The sequence below is a fragment of the Micromonospora sp. BRA006-A genome, from assembly GCF_033433935.1.
GTDB classification, from domain to species: Bacteria; Actinomycetota; Actinomycetes; order Mycobacteriales; family Micromonosporaceae; genus Micromonospora; species Micromonospora aurantiaca.
In genome coordinates, this window is the sequence record NZ_JANCLW010000001.1 from 6227780 (window position 1) to 6246718 (window position 18939).

18 protein-coding genes are annotated in these 18939 nt (G+C 73.1%); 9 read left to right on the top strand and 9 right to left on the bottom strand.

Going from position 1 to position 18939, the window contains the following annotated elements; genetic code table 11:
* Positions 1-55 precede the first annotated feature (55 nt).
* On the bottom strand, positions 56-1201 hold the full coding sequence (locus NMK34_RS28530; protein ID WP_318335912.1) for a hypothetical protein: 1146 nt from the start codon (positions 1199-1201) through the stop codon (positions 56-58).
* Between the two features lie 284 nt (positions 1202-1485).
* Between NMK34_RS28530 and NMK34_RS28535 the strand changes: the two genes are divergently transcribed.
* Positions 1486-2766: an APC family permease gene (locus tag NMK34_RS28535; protein ID WP_318335913.1), complete on the top strand. Its 1281-nt coding sequence runs from the start codon at positions 1486-1488 to the stop codon at positions 2764-2766.
* A 70-nt stretch (positions 2767-2836) separates the two neighbouring features.
* On the opposite strand, the gene NMK34_RS28540 is transcribed toward NMK34_RS28535, so the two are convergent.
* Positions 2837-4621, bottom strand: coding sequence for a potassium channel family protein (locus NMK34_RS28540; RefSeq protein WP_318335914.1), 1785 nt, complete (start codon positions 4619-4621; stop codon positions 2837-2839).
* An 87-nt stretch (positions 4622-4708) separates the two neighbouring features.
* Here NMK34_RS28540 and NMK34_RS28545 point away from each other — a divergent pair, with 87 nt between their 5' ends.
* From NMK34_RS28545 to NMK34_RS28560, 4 genes are all read left to right on the top strand, one after another.
* Positions 4709-5188, top strand: coding sequence for an MSMEG_6728 family protein (locus tag NMK34_RS28545; protein ID WP_135242275.1), 480 nt, complete (start codon positions 4709-4711; stop codon positions 5186-5188).
* A gap of 198 nt (positions 5189-5386) precedes the next feature.
* The gene (locus NMK34_RS28550; protein ID WP_318335915.1) at positions 5387-6931 is read left to right on the top strand and encodes an FAD-dependent oxidoreductase; all 1545 of its coding nucleotides are present in this window, start codon (positions 5387-5389) and stop codon (positions 6929-6931) included.
* A gap of 53 nt (positions 6932-6984) precedes the next feature.
* The gene (locus NMK34_RS28555) at positions 6985-8127 is read left to right on the top strand and encodes a hypothetical protein (protein WP_318335916.1); all 1143 of its coding nucleotides are present in this window, start codon (positions 6985-6987) and stop codon (positions 8125-8127) included.
* 216 nt (positions 8128-8343) lie between these two features.
* The gene (locus NMK34_RS28560; protein WP_269697747.1) at positions 8344-8784 is read left to right on the top strand and encodes an HNH endonuclease; all 441 of its coding nucleotides are present in this window, start codon (positions 8344-8346) and stop codon (positions 8782-8784) included.
* A gap of 75 nt (positions 8785-8859) precedes the next feature.
* Here the strand turns inward: NMK34_RS28560 and NMK34_RS28565 are convergent, their stop codons facing one another.
* On the bottom strand, positions 8860-9483 hold the full coding sequence (locus NMK34_RS28565; RefSeq protein ID WP_318335917.1) for a TetR/AcrR family transcriptional regulator: 624 nt from the start codon (positions 9481-9483) through the stop codon (positions 8860-8862).
* A 69-nt stretch (positions 9484-9552) separates the two neighbouring features.
* Here NMK34_RS28565 and NMK34_RS28570 point away from each other — a divergent pair, with 69 nt between their 5' ends.
* The gene (locus NMK34_RS28570) at positions 9553-10104 is read left to right on the top strand and encodes a peroxiredoxin-like family protein (protein WP_318335918.1); all 552 of its coding nucleotides are present in this window, start codon (positions 9553-9555) and stop codon (positions 10102-10104) included.
* Here the strand turns inward: NMK34_RS28570 and NMK34_RS28575 are convergent.
* From NMK34_RS28575 to NMK34_RS28585, 3 genes are all read right to left on the bottom strand, one after another.
* Positions 10079-10690 carry a hypothetical protein gene (locus tag NMK34_RS28575; protein WP_318335919.1) on the bottom strand — a complete coding sequence of 204 codons (612 nt, stop codon included), beginning with the start codon at positions 10688-10690 and terminating at the stop codon, positions 10079-10081. The two genes, NMK34_RS28570 and NMK34_RS28575, sit on opposite strands and share 26 nt — an antisense overlap.
* 59 nt (positions 10691-10749) lie before the next feature.
* Positions 10750-11517, bottom strand: coding sequence for an enoyl-CoA hydratase/isomerase family protein (locus tag NMK34_RS28580; RefSeq protein ID WP_318335920.1), 768 nt, complete (start codon positions 11515-11517; stop codon positions 10750-10752).
* Between the two features lie 75 nt (positions 11518-11592).
* Entirely contained in the window at positions 11593-13992 is a 2400-nt protein-coding gene (locus tag NMK34_RS28585) for a M4 family metallopeptidase (RefSeq protein WP_318335921.1), read from the bottom strand.
* 170 nt (positions 13993-14162) lie between these two features.
* Here NMK34_RS28585 and NMK34_RS28590 point away from each other — a divergent pair, with 170 nt between their 5' ends.
* The gene (locus tag NMK34_RS28590; RefSeq protein ID WP_041784183.1) at positions 14163-14612 is read left to right on the top strand and encodes a hypothetical protein; all 450 of its coding nucleotides are present in this window, start codon (positions 14163-14165) and stop codon (positions 14610-14612) included.
* Between the two features lie 80 nt (positions 14613-14692).
* On the top strand, positions 14693-15349 hold the full coding sequence (locus tag NMK34_RS28595) for a type 1 glutamine amidotransferase domain-containing protein (protein WP_232236698.1): 657 nt from the start codon (positions 14693-14695) through the stop codon (positions 15347-15349).
* Between the two features lies 1 nt (position 15350).
* Here the strand turns inward: NMK34_RS28595 and NMK34_RS28600 are convergent, their stop codons facing one another.
* Entirely contained in the window at positions 15351-15962 is a 612-nt protein-coding gene (locus NMK34_RS28600; protein WP_318335922.1) for a histidine phosphatase family protein, read from the bottom strand.
* 49 nt (positions 15963-16011) lie between these two features.
* Positions 16012-16431: a VOC family protein gene (locus NMK34_RS28605; RefSeq protein ID WP_318335923.1), complete on the bottom strand. Its 420-nt coding sequence runs from the start codon at positions 16429-16431 to the stop codon at positions 16012-16014.
* Between the two features lie 157 nt (positions 16432-16588).
* On the opposite strand from NMK34_RS28605, the gene NMK34_RS28610 reads away from it, so the two are divergent.
* Complete coding sequence (locus NMK34_RS28610; protein ID WP_318335924.1) at positions 16589-18469, top strand: hypothetical protein; 1881 nt, start codon at positions 16589-16591, stop codon at positions 18467-18469.
* Here NMK34_RS28610 and NMK34_RS28615 read toward each other — a convergent pair.
* Positions 18438-18926 (bottom strand): AraC family transcriptional regulator, encoded by a 489-nt coding sequence (locus tag NMK34_RS28615; RefSeq protein WP_318335925.1) that lies wholly within the window; start codon positions 18924-18926, stop codon positions 18438-18440. The two genes, NMK34_RS28610 and NMK34_RS28615, sit on opposite strands and share 32 nt — an antisense overlap.
* Between the last annotated feature and the right edge of the window lie 13 nt (positions 18927-18939).

Here is an 18939-nt window from a genome sequence, read left to right on the forward strand (position 1 = left end):
CGGCGGCACCGGCCGTTCACCCGGGACTCCGGTGTGCGGAACGGCCGGCAGGTGCTCAGCCGGCCGTCCGGATCTCCACGATGCTGATCCGGGTCCGGGTGCTGTAGGTCAGCCTGCGGCGGTGGTCGTCGTCCCCCGGCCGGACCGCCACCTGGATGCGGATCTGGGTGCCCTTCGGCAGCTCGACCCGTTCGTCCGGCGTGCTCACCACGAACACCCCGCCGGTGGTCTCCGGGTCGATCGACACCCGCTCCTGCCGCAGCAACGGGGTGTCGTTCTCCGCGTCTCCGGGCCGGGTGTACTCGGCGCGGATCCGGACCAGGTCGTCACGCCGCAACCCGCGCAGATCGATCGTCGCCTGGATGCTCACCAGCCCGGTCTCCGGCACGGTCCAGTGGTACAGGCCGGTGGCCCAGCGGATGGCGTGGAACCGGTCGGTGGTGTCGAGCGTGTCGTCCGCGTGCGCGGTGCTGTGGAAGGTGGCGATCACGTCCCGTTTCGTAGTCGTGGACGTCTTCTCCCCGATCATCGTCGCGAAGTCGTCAGTGGTGCCGCGGAACGCGTCCGCGTCACAGGTGTGCTGGCGGCCGATGATCGCCGAATCGGTGAACTGCCAGATGCGCGGCGTCTCCGCCAGCTTGCCGTAGCGCGTCCAGCCCGGCCCGGAGTCCCCGCCGGCCCGCGCGTACGCGGCCTTGAAGTCCTCGGCCACCCGGTACGGGTAGTCGGCGTTCCAGCGCGGGAAGTCACCCAGATCGTCGTCGCCGTACTGGCCGCGCGACGCGTACATCACCGCCACCTTGCCGGTGCGTTCCTCCAGTTCTCGGCCCACGTCGACGCCGATGTGCGGGGGCACGTCGTCGGTCGGCCAGCGCTCCAGGTCGATCTGCCAGAAGAACCCGTCGTACGTACGCCACCAGGGGGTGTGCTTGTCGGCGTAGTCGATGGCGGTGATGGCCTGGTCCTCGATGGAGACGTCGGAGTGCACCACCACGTACATGCCCAGGAACGGGATGCCCGCGTCCTTCGCGGCGGTGAGCATCACCCCGTAGTACTGGCTGTGGAAAGTGCCGTCGCGCGACTGCTCGGTGCCCTTGTAGGTCATGAAGTCGATGCCCGCGGCACGGGCCTCGCGGATCCGGTCGGCCGTCAACCCACGGTCGACGTCGTAGTCACTGGCGTCCCAGCCGAAAAGCGTCATGTGCGGCACCTCCCGCGTTCGCGGAGAAGACTTTCCCGAAATTGCCGGAGCCGATTCGTGGGCACCATTGCCCGATCGACGCAGGAAGAATCTGATCATCGCCATCGGATACATCGGACAGTCGACGCGGAACATTCGCAAGCTGCTTGACCTGCGTAAACGACTCTACCCAGGCTCTCCGCAATCAGCCATCGCCGAACACCGGTTAAATTATGCAAATCATCTTCGTCAATTTGTGGGCCGCGGGCACCCGCCGTTCACCTGAGCACCCTAGGCTGCCGGGTGTGGAACAACTGGCGCGGCGACTCGGCGTACCCGATGCGGTGGTCATCGGTCTGGGCTCGATGCTCGGCGCGGGCGTCTTCGTGGTCTTCGCACCGGCCGCGGCGGCAGCGGGCGGTCCGGGCCTGCTGGTCGCGCTGGCGGTCGCCGGCTTCATCGCCTACTGCAACGCGACCAGCTCGGCCCGGCTCGCCGCCCGCTACCCCGAGTCCGGCGGCACCTACGTCTACGGCCGGGAACGGCTGCACCCGTTCGCCGGTTTCCTCGCCGGCTGGGGATTCGTGGTCGGCAAGACGGCGAGCTGCGCGGCCATGGCGCTGACCGTCGGGGCGTACCTGTGGCCGGGGCGGGCGCGGCTCGTCGCGGTCCTCGCGGTGGTGGCGGTGACGGCGGTGAACCTGCGCGGCATCGGCAAGACCGCCACCGCCACCCGGGTTCTCGTCGCGGTGGTGCTGACGGTGCTCGCCGTGGTGGCGGTGACCGGCGCGCCGCAGGTGGCGGCCGACCGGCTCACCGCGCCCACCGGCATCGGGGTGGGCGGCGTGCTGACCGCCGCCGGCCTGCTGTTCTTCGCCTTCGCCGGGTACGCGCGGATCGCCACGCTGGGCGAGGAGGTCCGCGACCCGGAACGCACCATCCCCCGGGCGGTGCCGTTGGCGCTCGGCGCGGTGCTGGCGATCTACCTGACGCTCGCGGTGGTCGCGCTCGGCGTGCTCGGCGCCGACCGGCTGGCGTCCACCGACGCGCCGCTGGTCGAGGTGGTGACCGCCGCCGGGCACCCGGGCCTTGCCTGGCTGGTCCGGGCCGGTGCCGCCGTCGCGGTGACCGGCGTGCTGCTGTCGCTGCTGGCGGGCGTCGGCCGCACCATGCTGGCGATGGCCCGGCGGCACGATCTGCCGGGCGCGCTGGCGGCGGTCCATCCGCGTCACCGGGTGCCGCACCGCGCCGAACTGGCGGCGGCCGCCGTGGTCGCCGTCGTGGTGACAGTGGGCGACATCCGGGGGGCCATCGGCTTCTCCAGCTGCACCGTGCTGGTCTACTACGCGATCACCAACGCGTCGGCGCTGACGCTCGGCCCGGCCCCGGACCGGCGCGTCCCGGTACGGCTGCTCGCCGCGCTCGGGCTCGTCGGCTGCCTGGTGCTGGCGGTCAACCTGCCGCTGCCGAGCGTCCTCGCCGGGTTCGGCGTGCTCACCCTCGGCGCGCTCGGGTACGCGGTCCGCAGCCGTCGTCGCCCTGCCGGACGCGGCCCGGCCGCCCGTGACGCGCCCGGCCGCCCTTGATGCGCTGGCTGCCCTTAATGCGCCCGGCCGTCTTGACGCGCCCGGCGGCCCTGACCCCTGACGCGTCCGGTCACTCCTGCGGGCGGCGCGCGGCGGGCGGACCGGTGGGCGCCGGCGGCGGCGCGGGCGTGGTCTCCCGGAGCAGCGCGGTCAGCCCGGCCCGCCGGGCCACCACCGTGAGCCGGTCACCGGCCTGGATCACCACGCGCGGATCGGCCGACCAGTCGGCCTTCTGGCTCGGCCGGGTGTGCGCGAGCAGGCGCACCTCGCCCGGCCGGGCCACCGCGCTCAGCGGACGCCCGTCCAGCGGCGAGCCGGCCACCACCGGCACCTCCGTGACCAGCAGCGCGTGCCGGTCGACCGGGATGGTGGCCACCACCGCGCGATCCAGCAGGGCCGCCGCGAACGCCGGTGCGGCCAGATAGGACACGCTGCGCGAGATGCCGATGCCGAACGCCTGCTGGATCCGCTCGGCGAAGTCGCCGTCGAACAGCCGCAGCACCACGCGCAGATCCGGGTCGAGAGACCGGGCGATCAACGCGGCCCGAAGGTTCGTCCCGTCGTCGGTGGACACCACCACGAGCGCCTGGCAGGTGTCCACCGAGGCGGACCGGAGCGTCTCCTCCCTGCCGGCGTCGCCCACGATCAGCGGCACCCCCAGCCGGCGCGCCAGCGCGGCGCCGCGCGCGTCCGGGTTCTTGTCGATCGCCACCACCTCGACGCCGAAGTCGTGCAACTGCGCCATCACCCGGGTGCCGATGTTGCCCAGCCCGACCATCACCACGTGCCCGGAACGGTCCGGCTGGACCCGGCCCGCGTGCAACGCCAGCCGGGCGTTGACGACGCCGTCGACCACCGCGGCCGTGATCAGCGGGATCAGCGCCAGCCCGGCCAGGTTGAGCACCACCTGCATCACCTGGGCCGCTACCGGCTTGCCGACGTCCGGATCCTGGCCGGTGAGCGTGGTGACCAGCGTCAGGTAGATCGCCTCGCTCCAGCTCACGTCGGCGGCCCGCGCGTTGAGCCAGCCCAGCGCCGCGATCACCCCGAGCAGCACCAGCACCGCGATGCCGATCTTGCGGGTGGCGAAGTGGCGGACCGCGCGCAGCAGCACCGCCACCGGCTGCCGGCGCCGCCGCGCCCGGACCAGCCGCCGCGCGGCGACCTCGGTGCCCGCCGGCCGGCCGGTCGCCTCGGCCAGCACCACGTCGGCCGCCGCCTCGTCAGCGGGCAGCACCCGGACCAGATCCGGATCCGTCGTCACGGCCAGGCCGCAGACCACGTCCTGCGGGCGTACGTCGTCCCGGCGGGCCACGTAGAGCGTGCGCCCCGCGTGCCGGAAGTGGGTCGGCGCCACCTCACCAAGCGCGGCGGCCACGAAGGCGGGCGCGGCCATCGAGGCGTCGGAGAGCACCGCCGAGTCGGGGAAGAGCTGCCGCAGCCCGTCCGCCAGGTTGGTGTTGAACATCCGCACCACCAGGCGCAGCCGCGACTCGACCTCCTGGGCGCAGAGCGCGGCGTGCATGTTGCCCACGTCGTCCTGGTGCAGCAGGGCCAACCCGGCCGCGCCGGCCAGCCCGGCCCGGCGGAACGCGGCCTCGTCGAGACGTTCCGCCGTGACCACCCGTACCCCCGGCACGTCCCGGCCGTCGGGGCCCTCGGACCGGCGGCGGCCAGGCACCACGAGCGTGACCCGCACCCGGCCGTCCGCGTTGTCGGTGGCGAGCAGCGACCGGACCACCCAGTAGGCGAGCGGGTCCGAGCCGCAGACCACGTAATGGGGGCGTTCGTCACCGTTCATCCGGAGCCGCCAGCCGGTCGCGCGGCGCGCGCGGTCGCGCAGAGGCTCGGCCATGTCCGGATCGTAGTCAGCCGCTCGCGATCCGCGCAGCCCCGGCGATCATGAGCGCATGGTGGGGCCGGGTACGGGTAGAGCACCGGCATGCAGACGTTCCTGCCGTATCCGGACTTCCTGGCCAGCGCGCGCACGCTGGATCAGAAGCGGCTGGGCAAGCAACGCGTGGAGACGATCCAGGTGCTGCGCGGGCTGACCCGGCCGGACTACGGCTGGCGCAACCACCCGGCGGTGAAGATGTGGGCCGGGTACGAGGAGGCGCTGACCCGGTACGGGCTGGACATGTGCGCGGTGTGGTGCGAGCCGGGCCGGGCCGACACCTGTGCCGGGACGCTCGCCACCGACCTCGCCGCCGCCTGCGGCATCACGCTGATCCGCACCCAGGACGAGCTGGCCGCCGCCGGTGAGCTGCCGCCCTGGCTGGGCCGCGACGACCTGCACCGCAGTCACCGGTCGTCGCTGCTGCGCAAGGACCCCGCCCACTATGCACGGTTGTTCACCGACGTCTCCCCCGACCTGGAGTACGTCTGGCCTCCGTCCGACCGCCCCCGCCGCTGCCTGCCGTGAAAGGAAGGGCCCCTTGTTAACGCCTCCGGTAGAGGAAGGGCCCCTTGTTAACACCTCCCACCACGCCCCCGCGCGGCGCACGCAGCGCGGGGACCGCCCGGCGTTAAGAAGGGGCCCCGCACATCCGTATGCGTTAAAAGGGGCCCCTTCCTTTCACCTCGGGCAGACTGGGAGGACCGCTGACTGGAGGATGCCCCCGTGAGTCTGTCGCAAGTGGTAGGTCGTCTGATCGGCGTACGCGAGCACCTCGTCGACCCGGGCGGCGGTGGCGCCGACCGTGTGCCTCGACCGGTCCCGGCGCTGGTGGTCGGCGGCGGCATCGCCGGCATGTCGGCGGCGGTGGTGCTGGCGGAGCGCGGCGTGGCGGTGACGGTGCTGGAGGCGGCGCCGCACCTCGGCGGGCGGCTCGGCGCCTGGCCGGAGGAGCTGTCCGACGGCGTCCAGCGCAACGAGCACGGCTTCCACGCGTTCTTCCGGCAGTACTGGAACTGGCGGTCGATCCTGCGCCGCGTCGATCCGGCGCTGGGCTTCCTCAAGCCGATCCCGGGCTACCCGATCCTGTCCGAGCAGTGGCCCACGGAGGAGTTCGGCAAGCTGCCGCCCGCGCCGCCGGCGAACCTGCTGGCGCTGCTGCTGCGCAGCCCGAGCCTGCGCCTGGCGGACCTGCGCACGATGGACCGCGACGCGGCGCTGCCGCTGCTGACCTACGACCCGGTACGCACCTACGAGGAGTTCGACGAGCGGACCGCCGACGAGTTGCTCACCTCGCTGCGGCTGCCGGACCGGGCGCGGGCCATGCTGTTCGAGGTCTTCTCCCACTCGTTCTTCAACCACGAGGCGGAGATGTCGGCCGCCGAGATGATCGCGCAGTTCCACTTCTATCTGCTCGGCAACCCGGAGGGGCTGGCCTTCGACTGCCCGGACCGGGACTACGGCACGGCGATCTGGGAGCCGCTGACCCGGTACGTGGAGAAGCACGACGGCCGGGTGCTGACCGGCGCGGCGGTGGCCCGGCTGGACCGTACTCCGGCGGGGTGGCGGGTGACCGGCGCGGACGGCGACGTCTGGGAGGCGCCGCACGTGGTGCTGGCGGTGGACCCGCCGGCGCTCGCCGCGCTGGTCGGCGCCTCGCCCGGCCTGGTCGCGGCGGCACCCGAGCTGGTGGCGCGGATGCCCGCGTTCGGCACGCCCGGGCCGCCGTACGCGGTGGCGCGCTACTGGATGGACGGGGACGTCCGGGCCGACCGGGCGGTGTTCAGCGGCGTATCCCGGCAGCCCACGCTGGACTCGGTGACGCTCTACCACCGGCTGGAGGACGAGCCGCGCCGCTGGGCCGAGCGGACCGGCGGCTCGGTGGTGGAACTGCACGCGTACGCCTGCGAGCCGGACGTGCCGGCCGACGAGCTGGCCGCCCGGATGCTGCGGGAGCTGACCGCGCTCTGGCCGGAGGTGGCCGACCTGCGGGTACGCGAGCTGCGCGCCCGCGTCGAGGCGCAGGCACCGGCGTTCACGCCCGGTAGCCACGCCTGGCGTCCCGGGGTGGAGACCGACGCGCCGGGCCTCTACCTGGCCGGGGACGGCATCCGCACCGAGTTCCCGAGCGCGCTGATGGAACGGTCGGCGGCCACCGGGATCATCGCGGCGAACCACATCCTGCGCGCCGAGGGGGCGGCGGCCGAGCCGGTCCGCTCGATCCGGCCGCGCGGCCTGCTGGCCGGGAAGACCGGACCGAAACGACTCTAAGCGGACAAAACCGCTCTACGCTCGACTGATCCGGTGACACGGGAGGTCGGGCGGTGAGCACCGCGACACGGGAGCGGCGCGACGAGGAGCACGGGACACCGCGGGACGAACGGACCGCGGTGGTCACCGCGCTGCGACTCGGCTGGTCCATGGCGGACGCCTACCACCACGCGCAGACCGCCGACCTGACCGAGGACGGGCACCCGCAGGCGCCCGCGCCGCCGAAGCTGTCGAACCTGACGGAGCTGGCCGGGCGGCACCGGCTCGGCATGTACCTCGACGGCGTGGACGTGGCGCTGGCCCAGATCGCGCCGCTGACCCCGCCCGGCGGTACGGTGCCGTCCACCGCCGCCGCCCGCCGTATCACCGGAGCCGGAGCCGACCGGGAACCGTTGCTGCGGGCGCTGGACGACCTCAACATCGACGTGCTGCGCTGGACGATGGCGACGAACCACCGGGTGGGGGTGGCGTACCGGCTCGGGCGCTCGCTCGCCGACACCGTGCGGCGCGGCGACGCCGACCAGCTCGCCGGGCGCTTCGGTGGCCGGCACATCCAGATCAGCAGGTGGCTGGACGAGCTGGCGAGCGTGCTGCCGCCGTACTCGGCAGCCGTTGTGCGCCGCTCACTGGCCGCCTGGGCCACTGCTGTCGGTCGCGCCACGGTGGGCGACCCGGGCGAGGCCGGGCTCGCCGAGCTGGCCCGCGAGCTGCGCAACCAGGGCGACCTGTGGCAGGACGTGCTGACCGGCGGCCTGCACCCGCGTGACCTGCTGGACGAGGAGAACTGGGCGGTGGTCGCCCGCAACGTCATCATCCGGGACCGGAAGCTGGTGGCGCAGGCGGCCCGCGGCATCTTCTGGCCGGTGCTGGCGCCCCTGCTGGTGGTGCTGCTCGCGGTCGTCGGGGTCAGCGCCGCCGCCGCGGCGGGCTCCCCCACCACCCGGGCGGCGGTGGCGCTCGTCGGCCTCGGCGCCGGGCTCACCGCGATCTGGCGGTCGATCTCCACACCGACGCTGTCGGTGGCGGCCGAGGTGAACCGCCCGCTGCTGGACAGCGAGCTGGTGGTGCAGATGACCGCCCGGATCGACCGGCCGCTCACCGCCGCGAGACGTGCCGGGCGGGCCGGACGGCAGCGGCGGCCCGCCGACGACGGATCGAAATACGTTGGCCACGAGTCCCGGATCGATCTACCGTGAGCGCGCAAGGTCAACCACCGTTCCAGGAGCCGTCGATGTCGCTGCGATACGCCACCACGATGACGTCGTGGCTGCTCGGCGACGACTGCCGGGAACACGGTCCCTGGCCCGGAGGGCACGACTGACGCGACTCGCGCGTCCCCGTCGTCGCCGCCCGGTCCCGTGGACCGGGCGGCTTTTTCGTCGCCGTACCGCCGATCGTGAAGGGAGAGCCCGGTGGACGCCGTCCTCGTCATCAACGCCGACCTCGGCCCGCTGCACCGGGTCACCGTCAAACACGCGATCCGGATGCTCTGCCGCCGGGTCGCCGAGATCCACGAGGCCGAGCCCGACCGGGTGATCGGCGTCTTCCCGCTGCCGCGGGTGGTCCGCCTCGTCCGGTACGTGGTGACCCGCTGGCGGTTCAGCGCCGGCCCGGCCTGGTCCCGGGCCGGGGTGCTGGCGCGCGACCGGCGGAAGTGCGCGTACTGCGACGGCGCGGCGAGCACGATCGACCACGTCCTGCCCCGCTCGCGCGGTGGCCGGAACACCTGGGGGAACACCACCGCCGCCTGCTACGCGTGCAACCAGCGCAAGGGCGACCGGACCCCGGCCGAGGCGGGCATGCCGCTGCGGCGGGAGCCGGTGACGCCGAGCTGGGCCGCGCTGGCGCGGTGACCGACGGCCGGCGGGCACAGGGGGCGGTGCCGGGGGTACGCCCCGGCGCCGCGCCCGCCGGTCCCACCAGGGTGCCTAGCTGTCGAGCCGCCGGGCCAGCCCGTCGAGCAGGAGGTCGAGCCCGCCGCCGAACTCGTCCTCCGGTGCGACCCCGCCGGCCTCGCGTGCGGTCGCGGCGAGCAGGGGGAACTCGTCGCGGGACAGCGCCGCGATGACAGCCGTGCCGGGGCCTGACAGCGCGCCGAGGTGTTCCATCTGAATCGCGCCGACCACGTAGCCGAGCAGGGCGCGGAACGCGATCACCCGTCTGACGCCGGTGAAGCCGGCCCGGCTCAGCACCGCGAGCACCGCCTCACCCCAGCGCAGGATCGTCGGCGAGCGGTGCCGGTACGCGGGGAGCAACGGGACTACCGCCGGATGGAGGCCGACCGCTCGGCGTACCCGCTCGGCCAGGTCGCGGATGCCGTCCGGCCACGGGACGTCGCCCGGAGGGCGGGTGTCCACCCGTTCGAGAACCCGCTCGACGACGAGCGCTTCCAACTCGTCGCGGTCGGCGACGTAGCGGTAGAGGCCCATCGTGCTGGTGCCGAGCTGCGCGCCGACCGCGCGCATGGTGAGGCCGGCGAGGCCGTCCCGGCCGAGCACCGCGAGCGCCGCGTCGGCGAGCTGGGCCGGGGTCAGGGAACGGGGACGGGGCATGGCCTTGACAGCGTACAAGATACGCCTACGGTTGTAGGAGTACGTCGTACGCCTACAACGGGAGCGCTCATGGACGTCGTCACCCCCCGCCACCTGACCAGCGTGACCGGCACCGGAGTCGACCTGCCGGATCCGGACCGCCTGATCCACCTCCAGTTCCGGCGCTTCGCCGGCTGCCCGGTCTGCAACCTCCACCTGCGCTCGATCGTCCGCCGGCACGCCGAGATCGAGGCGGCGGGCGTACGCGAGGTGGTGCTCTTCCACTCCCCCGCCGACGAACTACGCGAGCACGTCGCCGATCTGCCGTTCGCCGTGGTGGCAGATCCGGACCGGCGGCTCTACCGGGAGTTCGGTGTGGAGTCGGCGCGGCGGTCGCTGCTCGACCCGCGCGCCTGGCTGCCGATCCTGCGAGCCGTGGTGACCGGCACGTGGCACGTGCTGCGCGGCCGGGAGAAGCTGCCGTCCACCTCCCCGCACGGCGGGCGGCTCGGGCTGCCGGCCGACTTCCTGATCGCGCCGGACGGGCGGGTGCTCGCCGAGAAGCACGGCGAACACGCCTCCGACCAGTGGTCGGTGGACGACCTGCTGGCCCAGGTCAGCGGGAGCCGGTCGGCGCGGTGACCGCCGGATCGCCGGGGTGTTCCCGCAGGAACGCCTCGGCCCGGGGCACGTCCCGGAGGATCTGCCCGCAGGCGAGCGCGAACGCCACCCCGGTGACGCCGAACAGGACGAACCAGATCGGCGCCAGGCTGAGCAGCAACTGGCCGAGATTCATCGTCACCAGGCCACCGAAAAACGGCACGAGTCGCCGTTGCCGGACCATCTGCGCGGCGGTGATGCGCAGCCACGGCAGGTCATCCGCGGAGTCCACGACCCCGCGCCGGACGGCTCGGGCCAGTTCCCGGCGACGGCGGAAGCTCAGCGCCCAGAGCCGCGACTCGCGGTCGGCCCGGTAACTGCCGCCGCGGACCATGCGGACCAGCGCGACGACTTCGAGCCCCATACCCAGCACCGCGAGGACCAGGCCGGTCACCTCCACCCAGTCGGGTGGGTCGCCGCGTTCCAGCCAGCTGCTCGGGAACGCACCGTCCGCCATCAGCCCGACCAGCAGCGACGCCAGCGCGAACGTCAGCACCGTGCCGACAAGCAGCAGCCGCACACGACGGCGTCCCCGCTTGATCTCCTGACGTTCCGAATCACCGTCCACGATGGTCCCCCGTTCGACGGCCGGGACGTACCCGCCGGGGGATGCCGGTCAAACGGCGGTCAGCGCGTGGCGGGCGGGGTCCAGCCGAAGCGCGGCGGGCGGCGCTCGTTGATCGCCGCCACCCCCTCGCGGGCCTCGCCGCTGTCCCGCACCTGGCCGTGCCACCAGGCGAGCCGGTCGGCGTCGGCACGCCCGTCCACGATCTCCTTGGCGGCGGTCACGGTGAGCCGGGACCGCTCGGCGATGGTGGCGGTCAGCCCCGCCACCCGCCCGGCCAGCTCGCCGGCCGGCAGCACCTCGTCCACCAGGCCGATCCGCAGCGCCCGCTCGGCGTTCACCAGCTCGCTGGTGAACAGCAGGTGCTTGGCCGCCGACGGACCGACAAGCGCGGCCAGCCGCCGCGTGGTCGGCGCCGGGTAGACCAGGCCGAGCCGGGCCGGGGGTACGCCGAACCGGGCGTCCGCCGCGGCCAGCCGCAGGTCGCAGGCGACGGCGAGCTGGCAGCCGCCGCCCACGCAGGCGCCCTCGATCGCGGCGACCGTGGGGCGGCCGAACGCGGCGAGCCGTTCCTCGGCGGCCACCGCGATGCTGCCGTCACCGGCGGCAAGCAGCTCGTCCAGGTCGCCCAGGTCGGCGCCGGCGCAGAACGTGCCGCCCGCGCCGGTGAGCACCAGCACCCGTACCGCCGGGTCCGCCTCCAGGCCGTCGAGCAGCACCGGGAGCTGCCGCCACATGGCCGGGGTCATGGCGTTGCGCCGGGCCGGGTTGTGGATGACCACGGTTGCCACCGGGCCGTCCAGGGTGACTGTCAGTTCCGCGTCGGACATGGAGCGACCGTAACGGCCGGGGCCCGCCGGCCACCCGCGTGGGGTGGCCGCCGGGCCCCGGGATCGGCGGTCAGGTCAGGAGACGTTGAGCGCGGTGTCGTCGATCACGAACGAGGTCTGCAGCGAGCTGTCCTCGGTGCCGGTGAACTTCAGCGTGACGGTCTGCCCGGCGTACGCGGCCAGGTTGAACGACTTCTGGCTGTAGCCGCTGGCCTTGTTCAGGTTCGAGTAGGTCGCCAGCGTGGCCAGCACCGAGCCGGACGAGTTGAGCACCTGCACGTTCAGCTTGTCGTACTGGACGCTGGTGGTGCTCTCGGCCGAGTCGATGTGCAGCCAGAACGAGAGGTTGTACGCGGAGCAGCCGCTCGGCAGGCTCACCGACTGCGACAGCGTGTCGGTGCGGGTGGTGCCGTAGCCGTTCAGCCACGCGTTCCACGTACCGGTGCGGGTCGGCTGGCCCTGCGAGCCGTACTGGCCGATCACGCCGGAGGTGGTGGCCCAGACCGTGTTGCCGGACTCGAAGCCGGGGTTGCCGAGCTTCTGGCCGGCGCCGGTGCAGCCGCCGCCGACGCTGCTCACGGTCAGCGAGTACGTGGCGGTCTTCGTGCCCGACGCCGCGCTGCCGGTGACGGTCACCGAGTAGGTGCCGGCCGGGGTGCTGGAGCTGGTGGCGATGGTGAGCGTGGACGAGCCGCCCGAGGTCACCGAGGTGGGGCTGAACGACGCGGTGGCGCCGGTCGGCAGGCCGGACGCGGAGAACGTCACGGTCTGCGCGGTGCCGCTGGTGGTGGACGTGCCGACGGTGGCGGAGGCCGATCCGCCCGCGGTGACCGACCCGGAGGTCGGCGAGAGCGAGACGGAGAAGTCGTTGCCGGTCGAGCTGCACGGCGCGTCGTTGCCGGCCACGTTCACCGCGGTCCACGCGGCCTGGACGGTCTTGTACTCGGTGGAGCAGTTGCCGTACAGGTCGGTGGCGGCCCGCAGGGTGTACGCGCGGGCGGTGTTGGCCGGGTTGCTGGTGTTGACGTACGAGGTGTTCGAGGTGAAGTACACGTCGAGCGCCCGGTACCAGATCTTCTCCGCCTTGGCGCGGCCGATGCCGGTCACCGCCGGGGCCGAGCCGCAGACCGGCGAGGTGCCGTACGCGGTGGCGCCGGTGCCCTCGGCGAGGTTGAAGAAGAAGTGGTTGCCGACGCCGGAGGAGTAGTGCACGTCCTTGTTCTTCGTGCTGGTGGACCAGCAGGAGTCGGACGAACCGTCCAGCGACGGGTTGTACATGTAGCGCAGCGGCGTACCGTTGCCGTTGATGTTGATCTTCTCACCGACCTGGTAGTCGCCCGGGTCGCTCGGCGCGGCGGCGTAGAACTCCACCATGTTGCCGAAGATGTCACTGGTCGACTCGTTGAGGCCACCGGACTCACCGGAGTAGACCAGCCCGGCCAGCGCCTCGGTGACGCCGTGGCTCATCTCGTGACCGGCCACGTCCAGCGAGACCAGCGGGCGGGAGTTGCCCGAACCGTCGCCGTAGGTCATCTGGGAGCCGTCCCAGAACGCGTTGACGTAGTTGTTGCCGTAGTGCACCCGGCTCGGCACGCCCTGGCCGTTGCCGAAGATGCCGTTGCGGCCGTGCACGTTCTTGAAGTAGTCGAACGTCTTGGCGGCGCCGAAGTGCGCGTCCACGGCGGCCGACTGCCGGTTCGAGGTGGCACCGTTGCCCCACGCGTTGTCCGCGTCGGTGAACGTGGTGCAGGTGGAGGTTCCGTTGTTCATGTCGCAGGTACGGCCGTTGCCGCGTACCGGGTCGATCATCTGGTACGTGCTGCCGGAGAGCGTGGTGTCGATGGTGACCGAGCCGGTGTAGATGCCCTGGCCGGTGCCGGCCACCGACTCGATCTCGTCGTACGAGCCGATCACCTTGCCGGTGGTGGCGTCGGTGATGACGTGCAGCTTCGACGGCGTCTGCTTGTCCGCCTTCCAGCCGGTCGCGACGGTCTCCCAGGCGAGGCGGCCCTTGCCGCTGCTGGCGTCGACGAACAGCTCCGGCGCGCCGACCGAGGTGAGCGACCCGGAGAACGTCTTGCGGGCGCTGGCCTTGGCCGCGTCGGCGCCGACCTTCGCGGTGGTGCTCAGGGTCAGCGGAGCGGAGAGGCTGACCGACGCGCTGGTCAGGGTGCCGTTCGGGGCGGTGTGGATGACGAAGTCACCGCCGTACACCCGCAGGCCCTGGTAGGTGCGGCTGTAGCGGGTGTGCGCGGCCCCGGAGGGGTCGACCTTGGTGCGGACGGCCTGATAGGCCTCACCGCCGGCGCCTTGGACGACGCCGGGGTTGGCGCGCAGCAGGCTCGCGGCCTTGGCTGCGGCAGAGGTCTCGGGGCTGGGGGCGGTTGGCGCTGCCGCTTGCGCCGAGGTGGTGACGCAGGCCAGCACGCTGCTGGTGAGCAGCGCTGCGCTGACGGCGGCGACGGATCTTTTCACGGGCCCTCCTGGAAGGCGAAGTTGTGACGGGGGTAGTCACTGATGTAGATATAGCGATACATCGAAGAACGTAAAAGAGGCTGGCGAGAACCCGCCGGAGACACTGACCGAACGGATGAGGAGGAGCGGTGACCCGGAACCGGGTGGTCCCGTCGCGCGTCCGATCGGGTATGAGAGCTGCCTCCGCCGCGGCGGCCGTCGCCGCCCTTCTCCTCCCGCTCGCCGGCTGCGCCCGCACCGACGCCCCACCCGTCCTCACGGACGGACCCTCGCCGCTGGCCACCGAGGTCGTACTCGTGAAGTCGGGCGGCATCGCCGGGCTGTCCGACACCGTCCGGGTCGAGCCGGACGGCCACTGGACGAGGACCGACCGCGGCGGCGCCTCCCGCGAGGGACAGCTCGCCGCGGAGAAGCTCACCCGGCTGCGGCAGCTCGCGGCCGACCCCCGGCTCGCCGCCGAGGCCGCCGTCACCGTGCCGCCGACGATGTGCGCCGACGCGTTCACCTACCGGCTCACCATCGGGCCGAACCAGGTCGGCTACGTGGACTGCCCGCCGGAGACCACGCCACCGGCCGTCACCGCGCAGGTGGTGGACCTGCTCAACGGCGCCACCGGCTGACCCGGCCCGATTTCAAACCCGTTCCGGCTGTGACATCGGCCTATGGCCGGTCGGCGGGCGGCCGGGCCAGCATGGAAGGCATGACTCGCGCACTCATCGCCCTGACCAGTCACTCCGAGCTGGGCCGCACCGGCCGCTCGACCGGCTACTACGTCGGCGAGGCCGCCGAGCCGTGGGAGGTGTTCCGGGCCGCCGGGTACGACGTCGACCTGGTCTCCGTGGCCGGCGGGGAGCCGCCCGTCGACGGGCGGGACGAGAACGACAGCACCCAGAACGACTTCCTCGCCACCGCCGGCGTCACCGACACCCCGAAGGCCGCCGACGTCGACCCGGACGGGTACGACGTGATCCTCTTCGCCGGCGGCCACGGCACCATGTGGGACTTCCCCGACGACCCCGACCTGGCCCGGATCGCCCGCTCGGTCTACGAGCGCGGCGGCGTGGTGGCCGCCGTCTGCCACGGCCCGTCGGCGCTGGTGAACCTCACCCTCACCGACGGCTCCCGGCTCGTCGCCGGCAAGCGGGTGGCCGGGTTCACCAACAGCGAGGAGGCGGCCGTCGGCCTCACCGACGAGGTGCCGTTCCTGCTCGCCGACAAGCTCGGCGAAGCGGGCGCGCAGCACGTGCCGGCACCTGATTTCACCGAGCACGTGGTGGTCGACGGGCGGCTGGTGACCGGCCAGAACCCGCAGTCCGCCCGCGCCGTGGCCGACGCCGTGGTGAAGCTGATCGCCTGAGTCAGATCCGGTAGTCGTCGGGCAGGCCGGTGGCGCGCAGCTCGGGCGGCAGGTGGGCGACGTCGTTGAACGCGACGAGCGTCGGCGGCCCGGCCGCGCTGTAGCGGATCACGGTCAACCCGCAGTTCTGGTGGTTGAGCCCGATCCACCGGCGCGCCGGTGCCTCCAGCGCGTGCCGCACCAGCCAGGCGACCAGGAAGTTGTGGGTGACGACCAGCTCGCGCACGTCACCCTCCGCGGGAGCGGCGGCGAACCGCGCCACCGACTCCGCGGTCACGCGCGGTCCGTCTCGCCGCTCCCGCTCGGAGAAACCGGCCAGGAACGCCGCGTACGACTCCGGCAGGCCGGCCGGGTCGGTGTCGTGCGGCATGTGGTCGCCGGCGCGGTCGTCCTCGCGTACCGGAACACCTGGCAGCGACGCCGCGACCAGGGCGGCGGTCTCCGCGGCCCGGCGGGCCGGCCCATGATGTACGGCGGCGAAGCGCGTGCCGCGCAGCCGCTCGCCCAGCAGCGTCGCCTGCCGCCGCCCTCGCTCCGACAGCCCGGTGTCCGCCTCCTCCTCCGCGCGGACCTGCTCGCCGTGGCGGACCAGGTAGAGCAGGCGGCTGGGCATCGGCACCTCCACGGTCGGGGACCGCGAGACTAGCCCGCCGCCGCGTCGTTCACTGCCCCTGGCGCATCTGCCCGATCCGGATGCGATTGCCGAACGGATCCCGGATGCCGAAGTCGATGCCGTACGGCTGGTCGGTCGGCTCGTCGGTCACCTCCACGCCCTTCGCGACCAGGTCCGCGTACGTCTTGTGCGCGTCGTCCGTGGTGAAGAACAGGAACCCACCCGCGGCACCCTTGGTGAGCAGTTCCCGGACCTGCTCGGCGGTCTTCGGGTCCAGCGCCGGCGGGCCCGGCTTCTCCAGCAGGATCTCCCGGCCCGGGTCGCCCGGCACGTGCACGGTGAGCCAGCGCATGAAACCGAGATCCTGGTCGAGGCTGACCTCCAGGCCGAGCTTGCCGACGTAGAAGTCGAGCGCCTCGTCCTGGTCGAGAACGTAGATCTGGGAGCGGGAAGTCGAAGTCATCGTCATGCCGACGACGCTAGAGCAGCGCCCCGGCCTGCTGCTTATCCGAAACACGCAGTCCTGCCGCCCCCAGCACCCGGTCCGGCTTGCGTCGTTTGCCCACACGGGGACACCGTCTCGTCACCCGCTGTTAACGTCTTCGCGACGACATCGGGGGAAGTCGATGCAGTTGATGTTGGCCTGGGCCGCCACGGGCGCCCTTCCGCAGTCACGCCATGACGCCGCCGTCGACCGGTTCGACAGGGCCGCCGCCGAGCTGGTGCCGGAGAGCTGGCACCGCCGGCACCTCGGCGGCACCGACTGGGGTGTGCTGGTGCTGCACCCGGCCGACCCGGGCGGCTACCGGTGGCCGCCCGTCGCCGGGGACGACGACGTCACCGCCGTCTCGGTGGGCATCCCGGTCGGCGTCGACGGCGACGACCCGGTGACGCTCGCCCGCCACCTGCTCACCGGCGCGGACGTGCACCGCGACGTCGTACCGCCGTTCGCGCTGCTCGCCTTCGACCACGACCGCCTCGCCCTGCAACAGGACTGGCTCGGCATGGCCCGCGTGTTCACCGGCACCGCCGGCGGCGTCACCGCCTGGTGCACCCGGCCCGGCCTGCTCGCCGCCTTCCTGCACGGCGAAGCCCGCCCCGACCCGGCCGGCTGGGCGTCGTACCTGATCACCGGCCATTTCGGCGGCGACCTCTCCCCGCTCGCCGACATCCGGCTGCTGCGGCCGGGCGAGCGGATCACCGGCCGCCGCCGCGCCGGCGGCGGCTGGCAGCTCACCAGCGAGATCCGGTACGCCACCGACGACGTGGTCCGCAGCGGCCTCGCCGACCGGGACCGGCCGCTCGGCGAGCGGCTGGACCGGGCCGCCGACGCGCTGGCCCGGGCCGTCGCCGGTCTGCACCGGCTGCACGACGGTGAGGTCACGCTCGGCCTCTCCGGTGGGAAGGACTCCCGGCTCATCGCCGCGACGCTCGTCGCCGCCGGCCGTACGCCGAACCTGGCCACTAACGACGACACCGCCGCCGAGGGCGACGTGGCCCGCGAGCTGGTCCGGCTCGTGCGGGACCGGCGCGGGCTGGAGCTGCCGCACCGCCTGGTGCCGGCCGCTCCCCCGGCCACCGTCCTCGGCGTCGGCCTCCGGGACCGGGCGCGACGGCTCGCCGCGCTGCACGACCACCAGTTCCCCTCGAACTACCTGACCCGGCCGGCCGTGCGCACCCGGCTGCCCGAGGTGGTACGCGCGCCGAGCCTCACCGGCGCGGCAGGCGAACTGGTGGTCGGCTACTGGTATCCCCGGGCCGACGCCGACGCGGCACCCACGCCCGAGCAGGCGGGCCTGACCAAGCTGCTGGCCGGCGTACCGAACGCCGCGGCGGCACCGGAGGCGCTCGCCGCCGAACGGGACCGCGTCACCGCCCTGCTGACCCACGCCCGGGGCATCGGCCTGCGCGACGAGCACCTGATCGACTACCTCTACCTGGTCGAGCGGATGCGCCGGTGGTGCACCTCCGCGTACACCACCGGGATGGTCACCCCGTTCCTGGCGCCGGGCTTCGTCGCGGCCAGCTTCGCGTTCACCGTGGCGGAGAAGCGGGCGCGCCTGCCGCACACCGCGCTGATCGCCCGGCTCGTACCGGAATGGGCGGACGTGCCGTTCGTCAGCGCCGCCACCGGGCCGTCCCGGGCCACCCGGATCTGGGAGGGCGATGGTGTCGCCGCCGTCTCCGACCTGCTGGACACCGTCCACGGTCCGCTCACCGAGCTGATCCGACGTGCGGCCGTGGAGCGGGATCTGCGTACCGCCGCCCGGGGCGGCCGGCCCGATCCCCGGGTGCTCGCCCAGTTCACCGCGCTGGCGGTCGCCTCCGAACGGCTGGAACCCGGCTTCACCAGGCCGCCGACCGGCGCCACCTACGCGAGGGTCACCGCACCGCCGCGGCCGCGTACGCCGGCCAAGGGCCGACTGGCCGGCTTGCGCTGGGTACGGCGCAGCCGGCTCGGCGACCGGCTCTGGGTCATCGTGCGGCGGCAGGTGCGGGGGCGCTGACCTCGGCGGCTTGCTTCTTGCCCGCCGTGGCCGGCTCGGCGGCGGTGGCCGGCTTGCCCGCCGTGCTGCTCGGGCGCATCCAGGCCTTGGTGAAGCAGCCCGGGACACCGGCGGGCATGGTCTTGCGGCGCCGGTAGGCCGACGGCGACTCACCGACGATGCCGTGGAACGTCCGGCTGAACGTGCCCAGACTGCCGAAGCCGACCAGGTGGCAGATCTCCGTGACCGGCTCGTCGGTGCGCGCCAGCAGGTACATGGCGCGTTCCACCCGGCGGCGTTGCAGGTAGCGGTGCGGCGTCTCGCCGAACGTGGCCCGGAAGGTACGGATGAAGTGCGCCTCCGAGACGTACGCGATCCGGGCCAGCGCGGGGATGTCCAGCGGCTGCGCGTACGCCCGGTCCATCGCGTCCCGGGCGCGCAGCATCGCCCGGTTGGACTCCTCGACGGCGCGACTCATCGCTGGTCAGCCT